This is a genomic window from Boudabousia liubingyangii (genome assembly GCF_001907245.1).
In the GTDB taxonomy this organism is placed as follows: domain Bacteria; phylum Actinomycetota; class Actinomycetes; order Actinomycetales; family Actinomycetaceae; genus Boudabousia; species Boudabousia liubingyangii.
Genome location: NZ_MQSU01000001.1, coordinates 501062 through 519254 on the forward strand (window position 1 = coordinate 501062; position 18193 = coordinate 519254).

An 18193-nucleotide genomic window follows, 5' to 3' on the forward strand; every position below is an offset into this window, starting at 1 on the left:
CTTTTTAAGAGCCGGTGCAGTAAACACTACAACTAGTGGTCGCTTAACGCCACTACCCCAAGATGTCGTGTCGCTGGGGAATCTGTGGACGTATATGTACACAGCCTGTGGACAACTACGTCAATGAAACTACATTGATGTAATTTTGAAAAGTTTTGGATCCAGAGTATTCCCCGGAAGAACGTCAGATTCTTTTTTCTGAGCCGATTAACGCAACAATTCCACACCTGTGGAAAACTTTTTTTGATTCCACACAGCCTGTGAATAACACGCTTGTAACTCTATTTTTTTGTGAGCCATTTCACTAATATTTGAGTGTCGTGTCAACCTTGCAAACTAGTCCAGCACCCTACATCTAGAGGTCCAAAAATTCGGCCACCCACGACCAGCGGTATGGACCAGGGAGCTCAGCACTCCACCACGTTAACGGCCAGACCACCCATCGAAGTTTCCTTGTACTTACTCATCATGTCCTTACCGGTCTGCCACATGGTCTCAATCGCCGCATCCAAAGACACGGTATGCCGCCCATCGCCCCACATGGCCATCCGGGCAGCATTAATCGCCTTCACCGCGGCAATCGCATTACGTTCAATACAGGGCACCTGCACCAGGCCACCCACCGGGTCACAGGTCAAGCCCAGGTTGTGTTCCATGGCGATCTCTGCCGCGTTTTCAACCTGCTGTGGGGTCCCACCTAGGGCCTGAGCCAAGCCAGCCGCCGCCATCGCCGAGGCCGAACCGACCTCACCCTGACAGCCCACCTCGGCCCCCGCAATCGAAGCATTCGTCTTAATCAAGGCACCCACCGCCGTGGCCGCCAACAAGAAATCGCGGATCGCCGGCACGTTCACGTGACCACGACAGTCAGCACGCTTCACCCGCTGCATGGTCAAAGAGGCGTCCTCCATCGGGGTTGGACCTAGGGAATCCACGCCCTCGGCCGGAGCGGGAGCCACCACCTGCTTATCGCTACGCGCCTGCTCCGTACAGGCTGGGCAGGCCGGATCATCACAGTAGACACGACCCTCCGGGCAAAAGTACTCCAGATAGCAGAGCACTGCCGGGATCACGCCCGCCGCCCCATTAGTCGGAGCCGTAACCACGCGATGTCCCGCGGCATTTTCTTCATTAACTGCCAAAGCGTAAAGGTTCACCCAGTCCATGGCGCGCATCGGGTCATCCGAGGTGGCCGCCCAGCGCGTCCCCTCACGATGCTTCCCCATACGACGCGAAAGTCTATCCGCCATATAAGAGGCCCGACGACGCACTCGCAAACCACCCGGTAGCTCACCGTCAGCATTACAGCCCGCGTCCACACAGTCACTCATCGCCTGGTGGATATAGTCCAAATACTCATCAACCTCGGCCTCGGTGCGGGCCGAAACCTCATTTGCACGAACAACTTCAGCAATCGACAACTTCGCATCTAAGCAGTGCGCCAACAGTTCCCGGGCGGTACTGAAGGGGTAGGGGGCAGGGACGCCCGCGACCTCGGCCGCGGCGGCTACCGCCAGACCCTCAACCTCAGGCTCTTGGGGGTCCTCATTGACCTGCTTCATGACGAAACCGCCACCCACCGAATAGTAAATCCGGGATAGTAACGGCTGCTGATCCGCACCAAAAACCGTAATCTTCAAGCCGTTAACGTGGTACGGCAAAACGGTAGACGGAAGGAACTTTAAGTCCTCGGCATAGGTAAACGGCACCTGCTGCTCACCCAACAACGGCTGAACCCCAGACTCCAAAATCTGCCCAAACAGGTCCGTAACCACACTAGCCGGCACAGTCTGCGGGTCATAACCTGCCAAACCCATCAGCACGGCCCGATCCGTGGAGTGCCCCCGGCCCGTCGCCGCCAAAGAACCATACAGTTCAACCTCCAGCTTCGAAAGCTCCCCCGGCTGCTCAGACAGGAGCCCTTCAAGTTCCTGCGCAAAAGCCAAACCGGCACGCATCGGACCGACGGTATGCGAAGAAGAGGGGCCAATCCCCACCCGGAACATATCGAAAACTGAAAGCGGCCGAGCATCCGCATCCGGGGCGGCCTCGCCCGAAATCAGGTCTGCAGGCAACGTAAACTGGCTAGTCTTGATATCCATACTCACTATTGCACCACAGTCCCCGCTCGCCTGCCCGAAAATCCAGCCGGAGTCGCTACACTGGGAAGCATGGAAAAGCAGAAAATGAACACCGAATCATTCAATCTTGATCACCGGCTAGTCGCCGCCCCGTACGTGCGCGTCGCCGACCGAAAAGAACTACCCGGCGGGGACGTCTTGGTGAAATACGATGTGCGTTTCTGCCAGCCCAACCAGGAACACCTAGAAATGCCGGCCGTCCACTCCATTGAGCACCTCACTGCCGAGCTCATGCGTAATCACACGGACCGCCTAATCGACTTCTCCCCCATGGGCTGCCAAACCGGCTTCTACTGCCTCACCTTGGGCCTAGAAACCGCGGACTTCCTGCCCATCCTGGCCGCCACCTGCGAAGACATCCTGGCCGCCAACGAAGTACCCGCAGCCAACGAAGTCCAGTGCGGCTGGGGTGCCAACCACTCCCTCGAGGCCGCCCAGGCAGCCGTCCGCCCCTTCCTGGCAGCCCGTGACCAGTGGGAACAGGTGATGGCATGAGCCCCAAAGACACCACCCCGAAAACTGAAGGCGAACTGGAAAGCGGCGTCGCGCCCTCGGCAAACCTGCCCGCTGCGGAAAAATCCCCGATCTCTGCGATCGTCCTAGCGGCCATGGACCCCGAAGTCCAGGCCCTGCTGGACCTGCAAGACGTGCACCGCGCCGGTCGTAGCCTGTCACTGGCTGATCCCGACCTGAAACTAGGGCCGGCTGACGCCTGGGCGGTCGCCCTCGAAGGTGCCTCCCTGCTGGTAGTCAGGACCGGAATTGGCCTGGCCAATGCCGCCGCCGCTACCGCCCTGGCGCTCAACCTAACCAATGCTCCGCTAGTGATTTCTTCCGGCTCAGCCGGGGGCCTAGGCAAAGACGTCGAGGTGGGGGACGTCATCGTCTCTACCTTCAGCCGTTACGGACAGGTTGATGCCACCGCTTTCGGTTATGAACTGGGTCAGGTGCCCGGACAGCCCGTCAAGTTTGCCTCCCCAGAGGAACTAGTTTCCCGGGCCGAGGAAGCCGGCGCGATTGCCGGTCAAGTCATCTCTAACGACGTCTTCGTCATGTCCGATACGGTTGAGACTTTCCGTGAGCGCTTCCCGAAGGCTCTAGCGACCGATATGGAAACCGCCGCTGCCGCCCAGATTTCCCAGGCGATGGGCGCTGATTTCCTTGCGATTCGGGGCATTTCGGATCTTTGCGGACCGCGGGCCGATCAGGAAAATCACCGCGATGCGGGGGTCGTTTCGGCGGCGGCCGCGCAGGTGATCGCCCAGGTTGTGGCCGGCTAAGCACGTTCTTCCAACCTAGGTTTTAACCTTTTGACGACTGCTATGCCTTTAGATTTACCACCCGCGGTGCTTTTGGACCGGGCGGGTGGCGCCCTGCTGGGTTTAGCCTGCGGGGACGCCTTGGGCGTGCCGTATGAGCTGGCGCCCAGGCCGGCAGTGGATCAGCCGTTGAGCATGTCCGGCGGGGGTTTAGGTAATTATCAGCCGGGCGAGTGGTCTGATGAAACCCAGTTAGCGGTCTGTCTGGCCGAGGTCACCGCGGCCGGTGGGGACCTGCGGCAAGATTCCGGTTTAAACGCCTTCGCCAGCCGCCTTTTTGCTTGGTACCGGACCCGCAAGGGCCGCGATTTAGGCCTATTTATGTCCCCGCTTTTGGCTTGGGCTTGTGGGGATGGGCGGGATACTCCGGATCCGACCTTACCGGCATCGCAACGGTTGGCTATGTCTGCGGCTCACCTGGGTCCCATGCGCCGGCACTCCCCCGGGGGTGAGGTTTTGGCTTTGGCCCCGGTTTTAGCTTTGGCTTATTTGGGTGACGAGGGCGCGGCGGCAGATGCCGCGGCCGAGGTCGGCACGCTCCTGACAGCAGACACTGATTCAGTTTCGGGTTTGGTTTATTTTACGGCTTTGATTCGACGGGCAGTGTTGGCTGATCCGTCCGAACCGTGGTTTTCTAGGCTTGATTTTTCGGGGGCTTTGGAGGCTTTGCCGGTTGAGAACCGGACGGTTTGGCAGGGTTTGGCCTCTGATGCTTTGGCGCGTTATTTTCAGCCGCCTCGCGATAATTCGGCACTTCCGGCCGCTCTGTCTGCGGCTTTGGGGGCGGTTGGTGCTGCACGTTGGGAAACCCAGTCTGATCCGCTCCTTAATCCTTTTAAGGTGGCTTTAGAGGCGGCGGTTCGTAATGGTGGGGACACGGATACGGTTGCGGCCTTGACGGGAGCTTTGATGGGGGCAGCCTGTGGGCAGGCGCAGATTCCGGCGGCTTGGCTGCGTGAGGTTCATGGTTGGCCCGGTTTGGATTCAGAGGGGCTAGCGGATTTAGGGCGAGCCACTGCCCTGATTGCTTTTACGGAGGGTGGCCCGGCCCAGGCCTTGAGGGCTTTAGAGACCCTGGAGGCCCTGGCTCAGGTGCAGCAGTTGACGGCTGATTGAGGCGCTTGAGCTATCCCCAATTTGCGTGAACTCAATGCGAAAGATTATGATTGTCAGGCACTAGCGCGAGTGGCGGAATAGGCAGACGCGCACGGTTCAGGTCCGTGTGCCCGAAAGGGCGTGGGGGTTCAACTCCCCCCTCGCGCACGCTAGCAAAATAGGCTTCCCAGTTTGGGAAGCCTATTTTTGTTCTTATGTCTGTCTGGTTTTTCCGTTTTAAAACTTAGGGGGACCCAAGCGGTAAAGCTTGGATCCCCCTCTTTTAGCGTTGGATTGTTCAGCGTTTGATGCGGATGGTGCCGCCTTCGAAGTCTTGGCTCCAGCCGTATGACTCACGCTTTTCGTCGCTAATGGGGTAGCCGTACTTGCCCTTCTCTAGACCGTTACGAGCCCACTCAGCACGAATCGCACCACGATGGTTCACAAAGTGAGTACCAATACCAGCCTTGGAATAAATATCCCAACGATCAAAATACTGGTAAACCCCACCATTAGAAGAAACCTGAGAACCAACCGGAATACCAGCAGAACTCTTAGCACCACCAAGAGACAACCAACGATCCCGAATCGGACCATAAAGCGCTACCGTACGACCATTCGCAAAGAAAATCGTACCGCCCTCAAAATCCTGGTTCCAAACACCATTACGCACACGACGCTCATCACTCAACGGGTAACCAAACTTACCCTTCTCCAAACCATGACGAGCCCACTCAGCACGAATCGCACCACCACGGTTTACGAAGTGAGCGCCAGCTCCGGATTTATAGAAGATATCCCACCGATCGAAGCTTTGAAGTACACCGCCCGCAGAGGAACGCTGCGGAGCAATCGGAGAACCGACTGCGGCCCGCTCTCCGCCCAGTGCTAGCCACTTGTCGCGGATCGGACCCGAGATCCTGATACCCCGCACGACGCTGGTATTCGGATCTGGTTTAGGTGACGGCTTCGGGCTAACCGGCGGCTTAGGTAGGCTGGGTCGTTTATTTAGTTCTTCGTTAAAAGTAAAGACCACCGTGCCCCTGCTCTGACGTTCAGCTACACCATTGGTGAAACGCTGGGTTAGTCGCATTCCCGAACGGTCTAGACCGCCCACAGGAGCGCCCCAAGCGCCTTGAGCACCCTTAGCTTCAACCCATGCCTGGTAAATATCGGGGTCGGCCACGACCATAAACTTAGGATCGAGCTTAGGGTTCTTTCGAATGTAATCGCCTAGCGTATGTCCGGTATTGATCCAAGGGGCAACGCCATTCTTAAGGTTGTTCTGGTACTGGGCGGCTAGGTTGCGGACCTCAGGTAGCTTCGCAAAGAAGGCATCGCCGGGACAGTCAGTTGCGCCGACTTGACGGTGACCAGAGATCACGTCGGTAGTCAGCGGAGTTTTATAGCCGCGTAGCGTACCGGTGAGGACCATCTTGCCGTGGGGGTCCAAGTTATTCTGGGTTAGTTTCCAGCCGGCAATCTGGGCTACGGTCCTTAAAACTTCGGGTCGCGGAGCTTGCTTGTCGTAGTTTCCGATTACCGAAATCCCGAAGGTCTGCATGTTTGCACCGTAGGCGTGAGCACCCTGTGGGAGTTTGGTAACGTCACCATTACGGCCCTGCCAAGCATTACCGTATTTATCAACGAGGACGTTGTAACCGATATCGCCCCAGTGGCGGCCGTGCGCATGGAAACGGTAAATGCCACGAATTACGTCCGGCACCTGAGCGGCGGTGTAGTCGTTGGAGCTGGCAGTGTGGTGGATGATGACACCCTTGACCTTGCCGTACTCTACCGGGTCCCAATCGTAGTAGCGGGCTTCCGGTTTCCATTCGTCACGACTGTGGATTAAAGGGAAAACACCATTACTCAAGTTGGTGCTGTTTTCGAAAGTAGCCCGTCGGGAACGTCCTCGGGTCTTAGGCTTATCCGTATTATCGAAGGTGAGGATCTTCAGATTCTTAGGAAGCTCTTGGCCGTCCTTTAGGGTCACGCGAACCTGCGCACGGGTGGCGTCGGTGACGAGGACGGGCTCAGTACCCGGGGTAGCCTGGGTTCCTTCGGGGCTTTCGGTATCCAGTTCGAAGGCTTCCCATTCGCCCCAGTTGCCGCCCTTTTCGATTCGGTATTCGGCTTTAAAGGCATCCTCGCCTAATTCTTTGGGTTCGGTCCAAGTTAGGCCGAGGATGTTCACGTCACCTTTAAGAGTGAGTTCCGCCTTATAGGTATTGGGGATCATCGGTTCAAGGACCAGCTGGCCTTCCTGCGAGGCGGTGTCCTCTACGGTCTGGGCCGGGGCCTCTACGGTCGGGGCCACGGCTTCGACGGTTTTGCCTGGGGCTTCAGTGGTTTTTTCGACTACCACGCTGGGGTTCGGGGTGGGATCATTTGGCTCAGCCTGAGCTAGGGGAGCGATAGTTCCTGCGGTTAGCGCGAGGGTGCTGACGGTTCCCATGGTTAACCATTTAGTCTTTTTCATGGTTCCTCTTTTGGTCGTTCGGGTTTGCAGGCTGATTGCCCATCCAAGCCCGATACTCTCATAGATTTGGGCCAATTTTCACTAGTCCACCCTTGATTGTTATGGTTTCTCAATTAAAAACTGGGGTTTTTGTGGCCCCTTTTACTGTCATGAGACCCTTTTGAGATAAAAACACAATTATTCTGTAATCAAAGGTGGGGATTTTTACCCTCTAGGTTGCGCAAATCGTGAAAATGAGATGAATTTACCGTTAAACAGAGGTGCTGGACGCTAGGATTAGTGTCATCATTATAGATTTGTGTTAGCTTGAGGGTTCTTTAGGTTCATTCCTAAAAGGGTAAAACCAAACCAGTTTTACCTGAGTATCCTCATAAAGATTTTGAAAGGAGGCGCCAGAATGGGACTCTTTGATCGCGTTGAACGAATCGTGGAAGATTCTGTCAATGGCGCTTTCTCAAAGGTATTCCGCTCCACCTTGAAAGCCGTTGACCTGACCGCCTCGGTTAACCGGGCCATGGATGATGGAATCCAAGAGTTTGAAGCCAACCGAATCGTCTGCCCTAACGAGTTCACGGTTCACCTCTCCCCCGCCGATTTTGAACGCTTCGAAAAAGCGGGCCTCCAGGTAATCGCCTCCGAATTGGCCTCTGCGGCCCTAGCTCACGCAGAATCTGAACAGTATGTTTTAGCGGGCAAAATCTTGGTGACCGTTACCGAAGACCAGTCGGTCGCACCCTCGGAAGTACGTACCACCGCGCGCGCCATGAACTCCGGGGCCGCCCCCGCATTCGACCGCGTAGCCAGTTCCAGCCACCCCCTACTACAAGTTGGGGATCACCTGTGGCGACTTATCAATGACGTAACCGTGATTGGCCGTGGAGCTGAAGCTGATGTCATCTTGGATGATTCTTCAGTGTCCCGTAAGCATGCGGAAATCCGCATCACCCCGGGTGCGATCCTCTTAACTGACCTTTCGTCCACGAATGGCACCTTCGTTGAAGGGCACCGGATTACGGCCTGTCAGCTGGTGGACGGTAATGAAATCACCTTTGGTCGGACGGTAGTGACCTTCTGGTCTGAATCAGAAAGTGGCACTGCATGAACGATGAACTGCTCTTAACGATCTTCCGGATTGGTTACCTAGTACTGCTTTGGTTAATGGTTTTAGGTTGCCTTTCCGTGCTTCGTCGCGATATTTTCGGCACCGTCGTTACTCCTCGAGGAAAAGGACGTGCCGCCCGAACCAGCGCCCGAGCCGTCCGGAAGGCCGAAAAGGCAGCTCAAGCAGAGGCAAAACGTCGCGCTAAAGACGCGAAACGTGAATCTACTGTCCTTCCCGGCATGCCCGGTTCATTCCCAGTTCCCGAATCTGATCAGCCGCTACGTTTGATCGTCACCGGTGGGCCGCTTGCTGGTACTTCCCTACCATTGGGATCTGCGCCGATCCTGATTGGTCGTTCGCCTTCTTGTACGTTGGTACTTGACGATAACTATGCTTCTGGGCGTCACGCACGCCTCTTCCCGGATGAGACTTCTTGGTGGCTAGAAGATCTAGACTCCACCAATGGCACGTTCATGGACGATGAACGCGTGGTTGAAGCTCGTCCCTTGCATCCTGGAGTTCGATTCCGTGTGGGTCAAACTACCATGGAGATCGGCTAGGTAGACCGTGCCCGTAGAGATTCGTTATGCCGCCCGCTCTGATGTGGGGCTGATGCGAAAGAATAACCAGGACTCTGGTTACGCCGGACAACACCTGCTGGTCCTTGCTGACGGCATGGGTGGCCCGGCCGGTGGCGATATCGCCTCTTCCATCGCGGTAGCCCACCTAGCACCCCTAGACTCTGACGCCGTACCGGGCGATCAGCTACTACCCGTCCTCACCGAGGCCCTCGAATCTGCGCACGCAGAACTCATTTCCCGTTCCGAGGCGGACCCTGACCTAGCCGGCTTGGGCACCACCTGCATTGCCATGCTCCGTTCGGGCAATAAAATCGCCATGCTGCATATTGGCGACTCCCGGGCCTACCTACTGCGCGAAAATAAGCTGATTCAAGTCACCAAGGATCACTCTTTCGTCCAGTACCTAGTTGATACCGGCCAGCTTGATCCGGAAGCGGCCGCCTCCCACCCGCAAAAAAACGTTGTTTTACGCGTCCTAGGCGACCAGGATGAAGTGCTTTATCCGGATGAATCACTACGTGAAGCGGTCCCCGGTGACCGTTGGCTTCTGTGTTCAGATGGTCTCTCTGGGGTCGTCAGTGAAGACACAATTGCCCAGGTCTTAACGGAAGAAAAAGACCTCAATGAGTGTGCAGACCTACTAATCCAGTTGGCGCTCAAAGGTGGCGGCCCCGATAACGTCACCGTGGTTTTGGCTGATGTCCAAGAATCTTCCTCTGAAGACCAACAGACCACCCCGCAGGTAGTCGGAGCAGCTGCCACCGATCGTTTAGCACAGTCACGTGCCGCTAGTTCTTCTGCTGCGAAAGCTGCTGCCCTAGGCGGTAAAGGTCTCAAGGACGGAGTCGATCCGGCGGCGGATGAGGATGAGCTTTCTGAAGCACGATCCGAACGCCGTTCAGCACTCCGGAAGCGTTTAGCTTGGACCCTGGGTAGTTTACTGTTCGTCCTTGCGATTGCCGGTGGCCTATTCGCTGGTTATCGCTGGACTCAAACCCAGTACTATGCGATCGCCGAAGGTAACCAGATCGTCGTCTATCAGGGAATTCCGCAAAAACTGGGCTTCATTGAGCTTTCACGTCCACTAGAGGTCAAACCCTACAAGCTTTCTGATCTTTCTCCGGCGGTCCGAAATCGTCTAGAAGAACCGGTTACGCGCGGCTCCCGGCAAGAACTCGATCATTACTTAGATTCGCTAGTAAACGAGGATGGTTGGCGTAATCCTAGTCAAGGCAGCTTTGATACTAAGGTAATCCTGCCGGGCCAGAAGACACCTTCTCCAACCCCGGCGCCAACTCCCGGTAAGCAGCCGGCCCCTAGTAAGCAGCTGGCCCCAAAGCCAACCCCGGCTCCCAAGCCAGCCCCCAAGCCAGCTCCCTCGCCCGCACCTAGGCCAGAATCAGCGCCGAAACCCTCCGCCGCCCCCGCTCAGAGCTCTGGAGGTGACCATCTGTGGCAACAGTGAGTGTTAAAGCTGCTCGCCCGGGTCGTCTTTCCGAACTTCTACTGATGCTGCTGGCCGTAGCTCTAGGAGTGGGCGGCTATGCCGCGACGGCCTACTCTAGGTCCGGGAGCCTACCGGAAAACTTCGCCCTCCATATTGGGGTACTAGTGGCGGTCGCCATCGCGGCCACGCTAATTGTGCGTTGGCTAGTACCCTACGCTGACCCCGTGATTCTGCCGGTAACCGTGGCTTTAAACGGGATTGGTCTGGCCATGATTTACCGCATTGACCAGTCCTATATCGCCAAGGGTGGCGGGGCCCTAAAGTTTGTGGTGGGAACCCGCCAACTCTTGTGGACCGGGCTGGGCCTGCTGACCATGATGGCCCTGCTCTTCTTTATCCCTTCACACCGGCGTTTGCGTTCAACCCCCATGCTGTGGATGCTGTTTTCACTAATTTTGCTGGTGTCTCCGGCAATTCCAGGGCTGGGCAGGTCCGTTAATGGCGCGCGCATCTGGATTGGCTTTGGGCCCATTCGAATCCAACCCGCGGAACTGGTAAAAGTTACGCTAGCTATCGCCTTTGCCGCCTACCTGGTCGCTTACCGAGATCGCCTAAAACTGGGTGGGACCAAGATCTTGGGACTACGTTTCCCGCGTGCTAAAGACATGGGTCCCCTGCTTTCAATCTGGGTCCTTTCCCTGGGCGTTTTGGTCTTCCAGCGCGACCTGGGCACCTCGCTACTATTCTTCGGCCTATTCGTTGCCATGCTGTACGTGGCCACTGATCAGGTTTCTTGGATCATCATTGGTTTTTCCCTCTTCGCTGTAGGGGCTGCCAGTGCCACCCGGATTTTCCCGCACGTACAGTACCGTTTTGATGTTTGGCTCCATACCTTTGACCCTGAGGTTTACTCCCGAGCCGCAGGCGGTTCTTGGCAGTTAGCTCAAGCGCAGTTCGGCATGGCTTTCGGAGGTCTTTTTGGTACCGGCTGGGGTAAGGGGTATCCGGCTGAGGTTTATGCCGCTAACTCTGACATGATCCTCGCTTCCCTAGGCGAAGAGCTAGGTTTGACCGGTCTTTTGGCAATCTTGTTACTGTACTTAATCTTGGTGGAGCGTGGAATTCGAGCTGCCGTTTCAGTCCGCGATGGCTTCGGCAAACTCCTAGCCACGGGTCTTTCCTTCTCGATTGCCCTACAGCTGTTCGTGGTCGGTGGCGGAATCTTCCGGATCATCCCCCTAACTGGTCTGACCGCCCCATTCCTAGCTGCCGGCGGATCCTCACTGATTTCCTCTTGGATTGTGATTGCGCTACTACTGCGCGTTTCGGATGCCGCCCGTCGGCCTGCTTCAGACCCGTCTTCGGCACTGGATTCCATGAAGGGAGGCGCAGCAGTTGAACCAGCAAATTCGTAGACTGATGAGCGCCATGGCGCTAATGGTGCTTTCCCTTCTGGTAGCGGCCACCTACCTGCAAATGTTTGCGGCTCCCAAACTGGTCGCGGACTCACGCAATCCTCGTCCGATCTTTGAATCTTGGAAACGCGATCGCGGCCCCATTATTGTGGCCGGTAATGAGATTGCCATGTCCGAAAAAGAAGACGGCGCGCAACAGATTGAATACCAGCGGGTTTACCCAGAGGGTCGCATATTTGCCCCTATTACCGGCTACGCAGCTGTTCGCCTAGGCCAATACACCGGCTTGGAACTAACTGATAGTGCTGAACTTGACGGTACTTCCGACTCCCTGTGGACCCAGCGGATTGAAGACTTACTGACCGGTCGCCAACCCCGCGGTGGTGCGATTCGACTAACGATCGACCCGAAGATCCAGCAGGCAGCCTTCGATGCCTTAGAGGGTCGCCGCGGTGCAGTTGTGGTCCTAGATGTCAACAGTGGTGAGATTAAAGCCCTGGTTTCTCAACCTACTTTTGACCCGAACCAGATTGTTCAGAAGGACGCTAAGGAAGCCCGTAAGGTACTGGCGGCACTGCAGGAAGACCCGGACCAGCCCCTCATTAACCGTGCAATTGCCGGTAACCGCTATCCCCCGGGTTCCGTTTTTAAGATCGTGACTACGGCGGCAGCGCTTAAGCAGGGCTTGGTAACACCGGATCAGAATATTGACGCCCCCGTTTCAATCCCGCTACCGGGTACCAATGTCAAACTGCAGAACTACGGTGGTGAAAGCTGCGGCAACGGGCACCCCACCTTCAAGTTTGCCTTTGCTGACTCCTGCAATACGCCGTTTGCAAAGCTAGGTATGGACCTAGGTTGGGATGCGCTTTCCGAACAGGCTAAAGCTTTCGGTTTTGAAAAAGACCTGGCCATTCCGTTAAAGGTAACCCAGTCAGTGGTCCCGGAAACTAACTCCAAAGCCCAGGTGGCACAGTCAGCGATTGGCCAGTTCAATGTCCAGGTGACGCCCCTTCAGGTGGCGATGATCTCTGCGGCGGTCGCCAATAAGGGTGTCATCATGAAGCCCTTCCTGATTGAGTCCACCTTGAACCGTGACCTGGTGGTGCAGAAAACGACCGAACCAAAGGTCTTCTCAAAGGCTATGGATGCCAAAACTGCCTCGCAGATTAAAGACATGATGGTCGAGGTCGTAAATAACGGTACCGGCACTTCTGCCCGCATTCCGGGCGTTCAGGTAGCCGGTAAGACCGGCACGGCCCAGAGTGGCCGAGGCAGTTCGCACGCGTGGTTTACCGGTTTCGCCCCGGCTGACGCCCCGCAGTTGGCAGTAGCTGTCGTCCTGGAAGCTAAAGACAACGAATACCTAACCGGTGGTCCGGATGCTGGTCCGATTGCCGCAAAGATCTTGAAAGCAGGCTTAAATGAAAATTGAGCAAGGCCGGATTTTTGGCGGTAAATACCGACTTGAGTCACTGATTGCGATCGGTGGCATGGGCGAAGTCTGGGAAGCTAGGAATCTTGAAACTAAAGAACGGGTAGCCATTAAGGTCCTACGTGATGACCTTGCCGGCCAGTCCCAATTCCTTGAGCGGCTAGAAATTGAGGCCGCTAACGCCCGCAAGATGGAACACCCGAACCTGGCTGCAGTACTTGATTCGGGCACTGACGGTCAGACCGGCTGGTTGGTCATGGAACTGGTTCCGGGCTTCCCCCTCACTGACTATCTTGAGGGCGGCCAGACCCTAGAAGTCGGCCAACTATTGCCGATCCTCTACCAGTGCGCCTTGGCTCTAACGGCCGTGCATTCAGCGAATGTGGTGCACCGGGATATTAAGCCGGGCAATATCCTGATTCGTCCTGACGGGGTTGTGAAACTTACCGATTTTGGAATTTCTAGGTCCGATTCTCAGGTGGATCTGACGGCCGCCGGAATGGTAATGGGCACGGCCCAGTACCTACCCCCGGAACAGGCTAAGGGTAATATTGCTACCCCCTCGGGGGATCTATACGGCTTGGGCATCATTGCCTATGAGGCTCTGGTGGGGAAGCGTCCCTTTACTGGTTCCACCCAGGTTGATATTGCAATTGCGCACGTGAACCAGAAGGTTCCGCCACTGCCGGATTCCATTCCGCCGCTCATGCGCACCCTGGTTATGTCACTGCTGAATAAGGAACCGGTGAACCGTCCCCCGGATGCGGCTGCTTTTGCCCGCCAGGTTGCCTACGTAGCTGACCAATTGCAGTTCCCCATTGAACCTTTGCCGCTGGGCAAGCCGCGTCCCAGTGAGTCCGCTAAGCTCACGCCTACCGATATGGTGCCCCAGGTTTCGGGGGAACCCGCCGCTAAGGCGGAGCCTACCGCTACCAGTTTGCCGATCGTGCAGGCGCAGGTGGCCGCGGCGGATGAAATCCCCAGTCGGGTTCGTCTGCGGGAAGAAGCAGAACAAAATGCGGATCCCGAAAATACCGTTGCTGAGCCGCTGACAGACGCTAGCTCCCAGTCGGAAGCTGCGGACCTTGCAGAGGCGATTAATGAGAGCCAGATTGAGGCGCTCTCGGCAGCGGCGGCAGTAGCGAACGAGGTAGAACCCGAACTTCCGATTGAAGTCTCACCTCCACCGCTACCTCCTACCGCCCAAGCCCAAACCGAGCCAACCGCAGGCGCTCCCACCCAGGCTGGTCACCCGCTAACCGAACCGGAAGTAACCGTCACCGATACTGACCCCCAGGGCCCTGTCGCGGTACCGGAATCGGCAAGCGAAGCGCCCTCGGAACCTGAAGCTGACACCCAGAAAGCCCAGCCGGTCGACCATTTCGGTCCGGCCTTGGATATTTCCCAGTGGGATAGCTATTCGGCGACCTTCACCCAGGCGATCGCCATTCCGGAAGCGAACAGCGTCGATGAAAGCGGGGCTACCTCGTATCATCAGCGTGAAAACTGGGAGTGGTCGGACCTCTTTAAACGTGCTGGGAAGCCCGAAGTTTCCCTTTTCCAGCAGGCTCCCGTCTGGGTGCTGCTAGTCTTGTTGTTAGCCTTAGTAGTGCTTTCTGTACTAATTCAGGGCGTAATCTGGAAGGCGACCGGTAGTCCGGTTACCCAAGGAATGGAAGGAACATCATGGTTGATGCAAACTCTCGTCGTCTAGCGGGCCGGTATGAGCTCCGCGGCCTGATTGGTCGTGGTGGCATGGCTGAAGTGCGACTAGGTTACGACACGCGTCTGTCTCGGGTCGTGGCAATTAAGATGCTGCGTACGGACCTGGCACGTGACCCGATCTTCCAGGAGCGTTTCCGTCGCGAAGCCCAGTCCGCGGCCTCGCTGAACCACCCCGCGATCGTTGCCGTCTATGACACTGGCGAAGAGTCCCTGACCGTACCTGATGGTTCCTCTGTCTCAGTTCCCTACATTGTCATGGAGTACGTCGAGGGCCATACCGTCCGCGACCTGCTACAAAGCGAAGAGCCCGTCCAGATTGACGAGGCCGTAGAGATCGTCGCGGGGGTACTTTCCGCCCTTGAATACTCTCACCATGAAGGTCTAGTTCACCGCGATATTAAGCCCGGTAACATCATGCTCACCAACACGGGCAAGATTAAGGTGATGGACTTTGGGATTGCGCGGGCCCTGACTGATTCGCAGGCCACCATGACTCAGACTGATGCTGTGGTCGGCACTGCCCAGTACCTTTCCCCGGAGCAGGCTCAGGGTGAGCAGGTTGATGCTCGTTCCGATCTGTACTCAACCGGTTGTGTGCTCTTTGAACTTTTGACTGGTCGCCCGCCCTTCCGGGGGGATTCGGCCGTGGCGGTCGCCTACCAGCACGTTTCTGAACCACCGCCGGTGCCCTCTTCCTTGGCCAGTGATATTCCGGCCGCGCTAGATCATGTGGTTCTGCGTTCTTTAGCGAAGCGTCGCGATGATCGTTATTCTTCCGCGGCAGAAATGCGTGCAGATTTGATGCGTGCCGTTTCTGGTGGAGATGTGCCACCGGTGCCCGCAACTGCTTTTATTTCGACTCAGCGCGTTGATCCTTCTACCCAGACCACGACCCTGCCGCCGCTTCCCCCGGTGAATACTACTTCGACTTTGCCGGTACAGAATTCGGTGCAGGGAACTGCAAGTACCGCTCAGTCTTTTGCACCGTCCACTAATACTGGGGGGCTGCCGACCATTGATACCACTGATGAGAAACATGGTGTTGGTCCTTGGATTTACTTCCTGTTCGGTTCCTTAGTGGTGATCGCGTTGAGTATCGCGGCTTTCGTTTACTTCTCGAAGCCAGCTGATACTCCCCCGCCGACGGTGGCTACTGAAGAGGTAACTAAGCCGGTTCCGGATGTGGTTGGTAAGACCCAAGCCCAGGCGCGTTCAATCCTTAAGAATGCCGGTTTTGAGATGCGCTTGAATCCAGAAAGCGTCAACTCTGATGATATTCCGTCGGATTCGGTGGTTTCGATGGAACCTAAGTCGGGTTCAGAGCTCCAGCCGGGCGCAGTGGTCATGGTGACCCTTTCTAAGGGTCCGAAGCTCTTTGCTTTGCCGAATGTGGCCGGCCAGACTGCTCAGGATGCTGCTAACCTGCTGAAGTCTCAGGGCTTGAAGGTTTCCACTAAGACCCAGGATGATCCGACCGTAGAGAAGGGCAATGTCATTGGGACGGAGCCGGCGATTGGCACAGAGCTAAAGGCTGGGGATACCGTCACCCTGCTGGTGGCTTCTGGTTATGTCACCATCCCGACCGATCTGGTTGGTCGTCCTGCTGCGGAAGCAGCTCAGATGCTGCAGGAGTTGGGACTGTCCGTTAATCAGGCTGAAGTTGAGACCGCTGACGCGCAAGCTGGAACGGTGGTTTCAGTGAATCCGGTTGGTTCGGTTCCGATTCGTTCCGGGGTCACCCTCACGGTAGCTAAGGCTCCGCCGGTGCTTGATCCCACCCCGCAGCCGGAAGAACCGCAGCCGGAAACTCCCGAGGGCGGTAACTAGGCCTTTAAGTTGTGGCCCCCAGTAGTGTTACTGGGGGCCACAACTTTTTAGTGCCTGGCTCTTGCTTCACTTAGTGTCTTTGTCCCCCGATAGAAAGTTTTCCACAGCCCTGTACACAACTGTGGAGAGTTACATGGATGTAACTTTCTTTCCAGAATAGAAAAATCCCCGTAACCACAGGTAATTCCTGTACTTACGGGGATTTCCACAAATTGTTTATAAGCGGGCGGTTCCAAAACCGTAGCTGGGCCTCAAATAATGAAGCTCTGATACATGTACCAGTGTCCAAAAATCAAGAGCGCAGTCAGGACCGTCGTGGCCGCAATCTGGTAGGTACGACGGACATTGGTTTGTTTCCATCGTGGCCACAGAACTACCGCCGTGTACAAAATGCCCGCCAGCGCCCCACCTAGGTGACCTTCCCATGAGATTCCAGGATAAATAATGCCGGAGACCACGTTAATGATCAGCAGTACTAGGATGGGTAGGACCTGGGTGTCTAGACGTCGATAAATGACCAAGAGGGCACCGAATAGGCCCATGATGGCGCCGGAGGCACCAGCGGTGTAGCTGGGTTGACTCCAGTGGTGCAACTGAGCGAATTCGACGAATACCGATGCACCTAGCGAGCAAAAGAGATAGAGCGCCAAGAAGTGGGTTGAACCCAGCATTTTTTCCAGCACGGTACCAACCAGGTAGAGGCAGTACATATTGAGCAGGATATGGGCTAACCCGAAGTGCATGAAGGCACTGGTTAATAGCCGCCAGGGTTCTAAGTAGGCCACGCCCGGGGCTAGCCAGAAAGGTTCTAGTGTATTAGGGGCAATGGCGTAAATAACCGCGAAAAAGAGGCAGATTCCCATAATGACCGTAGTCACGGGGGTCTCCCAAAGCTGGGTCAAAGCCGGGTGTCGCAGGCTATTGGGACGTCGAAAGTTCCCCTGCTGGTTAGCACCGGCAGGGGAACTTTCGTGATTAAAACTCGGATTATACGGAGTAGTCAAGATTGGTTTCAGTCTTCGACTACAACGGTCTCGATGACTACATCCTCTAGGGGACGATCGCGACCATCGGTGGGGGTGGTAGCAATCTTATCGACTACTGCCTTGGATTCTTCATCAGCTACGCGACCGAAAATCGTGTGACGACGGTTTAGGTGCGGGGTGGGTACCACGGTAATGAAGAACTGGGAACCGTTGGTGCCGGGGCCAGCGTTAGCCATGGCTAGTAGGTAGGGCTCACCGAAGGACAGTTCCGGGTGGAATTCGTCTTCGAAGCGGTATCCGGGGCCACCAATACCGACGCCTAGGGGGTCGCCGCCCTGGATCATGAAGCCGTCGATGACACGGTGGAAGATGACGCCGTCGTATAGCGGAGCGGTGGTCTTTTCACCGGTGCCCGGGTGGGTCCATTCGCGCTTGCCAGTAGCTAGTTCCGTAAAGTTACGGACGGTTACCGGAGCGTGGTTTTCGAATAGTTCGAGGTTGATGTCGCCAAAATTGGTTTTTAGTGTTGCTTTCATACCTTCCATAATGACAGTTTTATGTATTCTCTGCGCGGAAGTAAGGGAGAAAATCATGCGAAGCGAACATTTTAAAGGCACAATAGTGACATATCAGCTAAA

14 protein-coding genes and 1 tRNA gene are annotated in these 18193 nt (G+C 56.2%); 11 read left to right on the forward strand and 4 right to left on the reverse strand.

Annotated elements, in window-relative coordinates:
• Positions 1 to 407 precede the first annotated feature (407 nt).
• Positions 408 to 2102, reverse strand: a complete 1695-nt coding sequence (locus BSR28_RS02195; protein WP_073713223.1) for an L-serine ammonia-lyase — start codon at positions 2100 to 2102, stop codon at positions 408 to 410.
• A gap of 69 nt (positions 2103 to 2171) precedes the next feature.
• Between BSR28_RS02195 and BSR28_RS02200 the strand changes: the two genes are divergently transcribed.
• The 4 genes from BSR28_RS02200 (at position 2172) to BSR28_RS02215 (ending at position 4723) form a co-directional block, all read left to right on the forward strand.
• Positions 2172 to 2636: an S-ribosylhomocysteine lyase gene (locus tag BSR28_RS02200; protein WP_073713224.1), complete on the forward strand. Its 465-nt coding sequence runs from the start codon at positions 2172 to 2174 to the stop codon at positions 2634 to 2636.
• Positions 2633 to 3421 (forward strand): 5'-methylthioadenosine/S-adenosylhomocysteine nucleosidase, encoded by a 789-nt coding sequence (mtnN, locus tag BSR28_RS02205; protein WP_083562899.1) that lies wholly within the window; start codon positions 2633 to 2635, stop codon positions 3419 to 3421. Before BSR28_RS02200 ends, mtnN begins: the two co-directional genes overlap by 4 nt.
• Before the next feature lie 42 nt (positions 3422 to 3463).
• Positions 3464 to 4576: an ADP-ribosylglycohydrolase family protein gene (locus BSR28_RS02210; RefSeq protein WP_083562901.1), complete on the forward strand. Its 1113-nt coding sequence runs from the start codon at positions 3464 to 3466 to the stop codon at positions 4574 to 4576.
• Positions 4577 to 4639: 63 nt separating this feature from the next.
• Positions 4640 to 4723: transfer RNA gene (locus BSR28_RS02215), tRNA-Leu, on the forward strand.
• Positions 4724 to 4853: 130 nt separating this feature from the next.
• On the opposite strand, the gene BSR28_RS02220 is transcribed toward BSR28_RS02215, so the two are convergent.
• Positions 4854 to 7037: an N-acetylmuramoyl-L-alanine amidase gene (locus tag BSR28_RS02220; protein WP_073713226.1), complete on the reverse strand. Its 2184-nt coding sequence runs from the start codon at positions 7035 to 7037 to the stop codon at positions 4854 to 4856.
• 397 nt (positions 7038 to 7434) lie between these two features.
• Between BSR28_RS02220 and BSR28_RS02225 the strand changes: the two genes are divergently transcribed.
• From BSR28_RS02225 to pknB, 7 genes are read left to right on the forward strand one after another with little or no spacing between them, the layout of a single operon-like run.
• Positions 7435 to 8139 (forward strand): FhaA domain-containing protein, encoded by a 705-nt coding sequence (locus BSR28_RS02225; RefSeq protein WP_073713227.1) that lies wholly within the window; start codon positions 7435 to 7437, stop codon positions 8137 to 8139.
• Positions 8136 to 8699 carry an FHA domain-containing protein FhaB/FipA gene (locus BSR28_RS02230; RefSeq protein WP_073713228.1) on the forward strand — a complete coding sequence of 188 codons (564 nt, stop codon included), beginning with the start codon at positions 8136 to 8138 and terminating at the stop codon, positions 8697 to 8699. The genes BSR28_RS02225 and BSR28_RS02230 overlap by 4 nt, the downstream gene beginning before the upstream one ends.
• 7 nt (positions 8700 to 8706) lie before the next feature.
• The gene (locus BSR28_RS09240) at positions 8707 to 10185 is read left to right on the forward strand and encodes a PP2C family protein-serine/threonine phosphatase (RefSeq protein WP_073713229.1); all 1479 of its coding nucleotides are present in this window, start codon (positions 8707 to 8709) and stop codon (positions 10183 to 10185) included.
• Positions 10173 to 11582 carry an FtsW/RodA/SpoVE family cell cycle protein gene (locus tag BSR28_RS02240; protein ID WP_073713230.1) on the forward strand — a complete coding sequence of 470 codons (1410 nt, stop codon included), beginning with the start codon at positions 10173 to 10175 and terminating at the stop codon, positions 11580 to 11582. Before BSR28_RS09240 ends, BSR28_RS02240 begins: the two co-directional genes overlap by 13 nt.
• Positions 11563 to 13017 (forward strand): peptidoglycan D,D-transpeptidase FtsI family protein, encoded by a 1455-nt coding sequence (locus BSR28_RS02245; protein WP_073713231.1) that lies wholly within the window; start codon positions 11563 to 11565, stop codon positions 13015 to 13017. Before BSR28_RS02240 ends, BSR28_RS02245 begins: the two co-directional genes overlap by 20 nt.
• Complete coding sequence (locus tag BSR28_RS02250) at positions 13007 to 14731, forward strand: serine/threonine-protein kinase (protein ID WP_073713232.1); 1725 nt, start codon at positions 13007 to 13009, stop codon at positions 14729 to 14731. The genes BSR28_RS02245 and BSR28_RS02250 overlap by 11 nt, the downstream gene beginning before the upstream one ends.
• Positions 14704 to 16569, forward strand: coding sequence for a Stk1 family PASTA domain-containing Ser/Thr kinase (pknB, locus tag BSR28_RS02255; protein ID WP_073713233.1), 1866 nt, complete (start codon positions 14704 to 14706; stop codon positions 16567 to 16569). The genes BSR28_RS02250 and pknB overlap by 28 nt, the downstream gene beginning before the upstream one ends.
• A 251-nt stretch (positions 16570 to 16820) precedes the next feature.
• Here the strand turns inward: pknB and BSR28_RS02260 are convergent, their stop codons facing one another.
• Complete coding sequence (locus tag BSR28_RS02260; RefSeq protein WP_073713234.1) at positions 16821 to 17447, reverse strand: rhomboid family intramembrane serine protease; 627 nt, start codon at positions 17445 to 17447, stop codon at positions 16821 to 16823.
• 134 nt (positions 17448 to 17581) lie between these two features.
• Complete coding sequence (locus BSR28_RS02265) at positions 17582 to 18091, reverse strand: peptidylprolyl isomerase (RefSeq protein ID WP_180372189.1); 510 nt, start codon at positions 18089 to 18091, stop codon at positions 17582 to 17584.
• Between the last annotated feature and the right edge of the window lie 102 nt (positions 18092 to 18193).

What these genes read in the sequence shown, in the direction of transcription:
- BSR28_RS02265 (WP_180372189.1), bottom strand. Translation starts at nt 18,091, where the DNA reads ATGAAAGCAACACTAAAAACCAATTTTGGCGACATCAACCTCGAACTA.
- BSR28_RS02220 (WP_073713226.1), bottom strand. Translation starts at nt 7,037, where the DNA reads ATGAAAAAGACTAAATGGTTAACCATGGGAACCGTCAGCACCCTCGCG.
- BSR28_RS02225 (WP_073713227.1), top strand. Translation starts at nt 7,435, where the DNA reads ATGGGACTCTTTGATCGCGTTGAACGAATCGTGGAAGATTCTGTCAAT.
- pknB (WP_073713233.1), top strand. Translation starts at nt 14,704, where the DNA reads ATGGTTGATGCAAACTCTCGTCGTCTAGCGGGCCGGTATGAGCTCCGC.
- mtnN (WP_083562899.1), top strand. Translation starts at nt 2,633, where the DNA reads ATGAGCCCCAAAGACACCACCCCGAAAACTGAAGGCGAACTGGAAAGC.
- BSR28_RS02230 (WP_073713228.1), top strand. Translation starts at nt 8,136, where the DNA reads ATGAACGATGAACTGCTCTTAACGATCTTCCGGATTGGTTACCTAGTA.
- BSR28_RS02195 (WP_073713223.1), bottom strand. Translation starts at nt 2,102, where the DNA reads ATGGATATCAAGACTAGCCAGTTTACGTTGCCTGCAGACCTGATTTCG.
- BSR28_RS02250 (WP_073713232.1), top strand. Translation starts at nt 13,007, where the DNA reads ATGAAAATTGAGCAAGGCCGGATTTTTGGCGGTAAATACCGACTTGAG.
- BSR28_RS02200 (WP_073713224.1), top strand. Translation starts at nt 2,172, where the DNA reads ATGGAAAAGCAGAAAATGAACACCGAATCATTCAATCTTGATCACCGG.
- BSR28_RS02210 (WP_083562901.1), top strand. Translation starts at nt 3,464, where the DNA reads ATGCCTTTAGATTTACCACCCGCGGTGCTTTTGGACCGGGCGGGTGGC.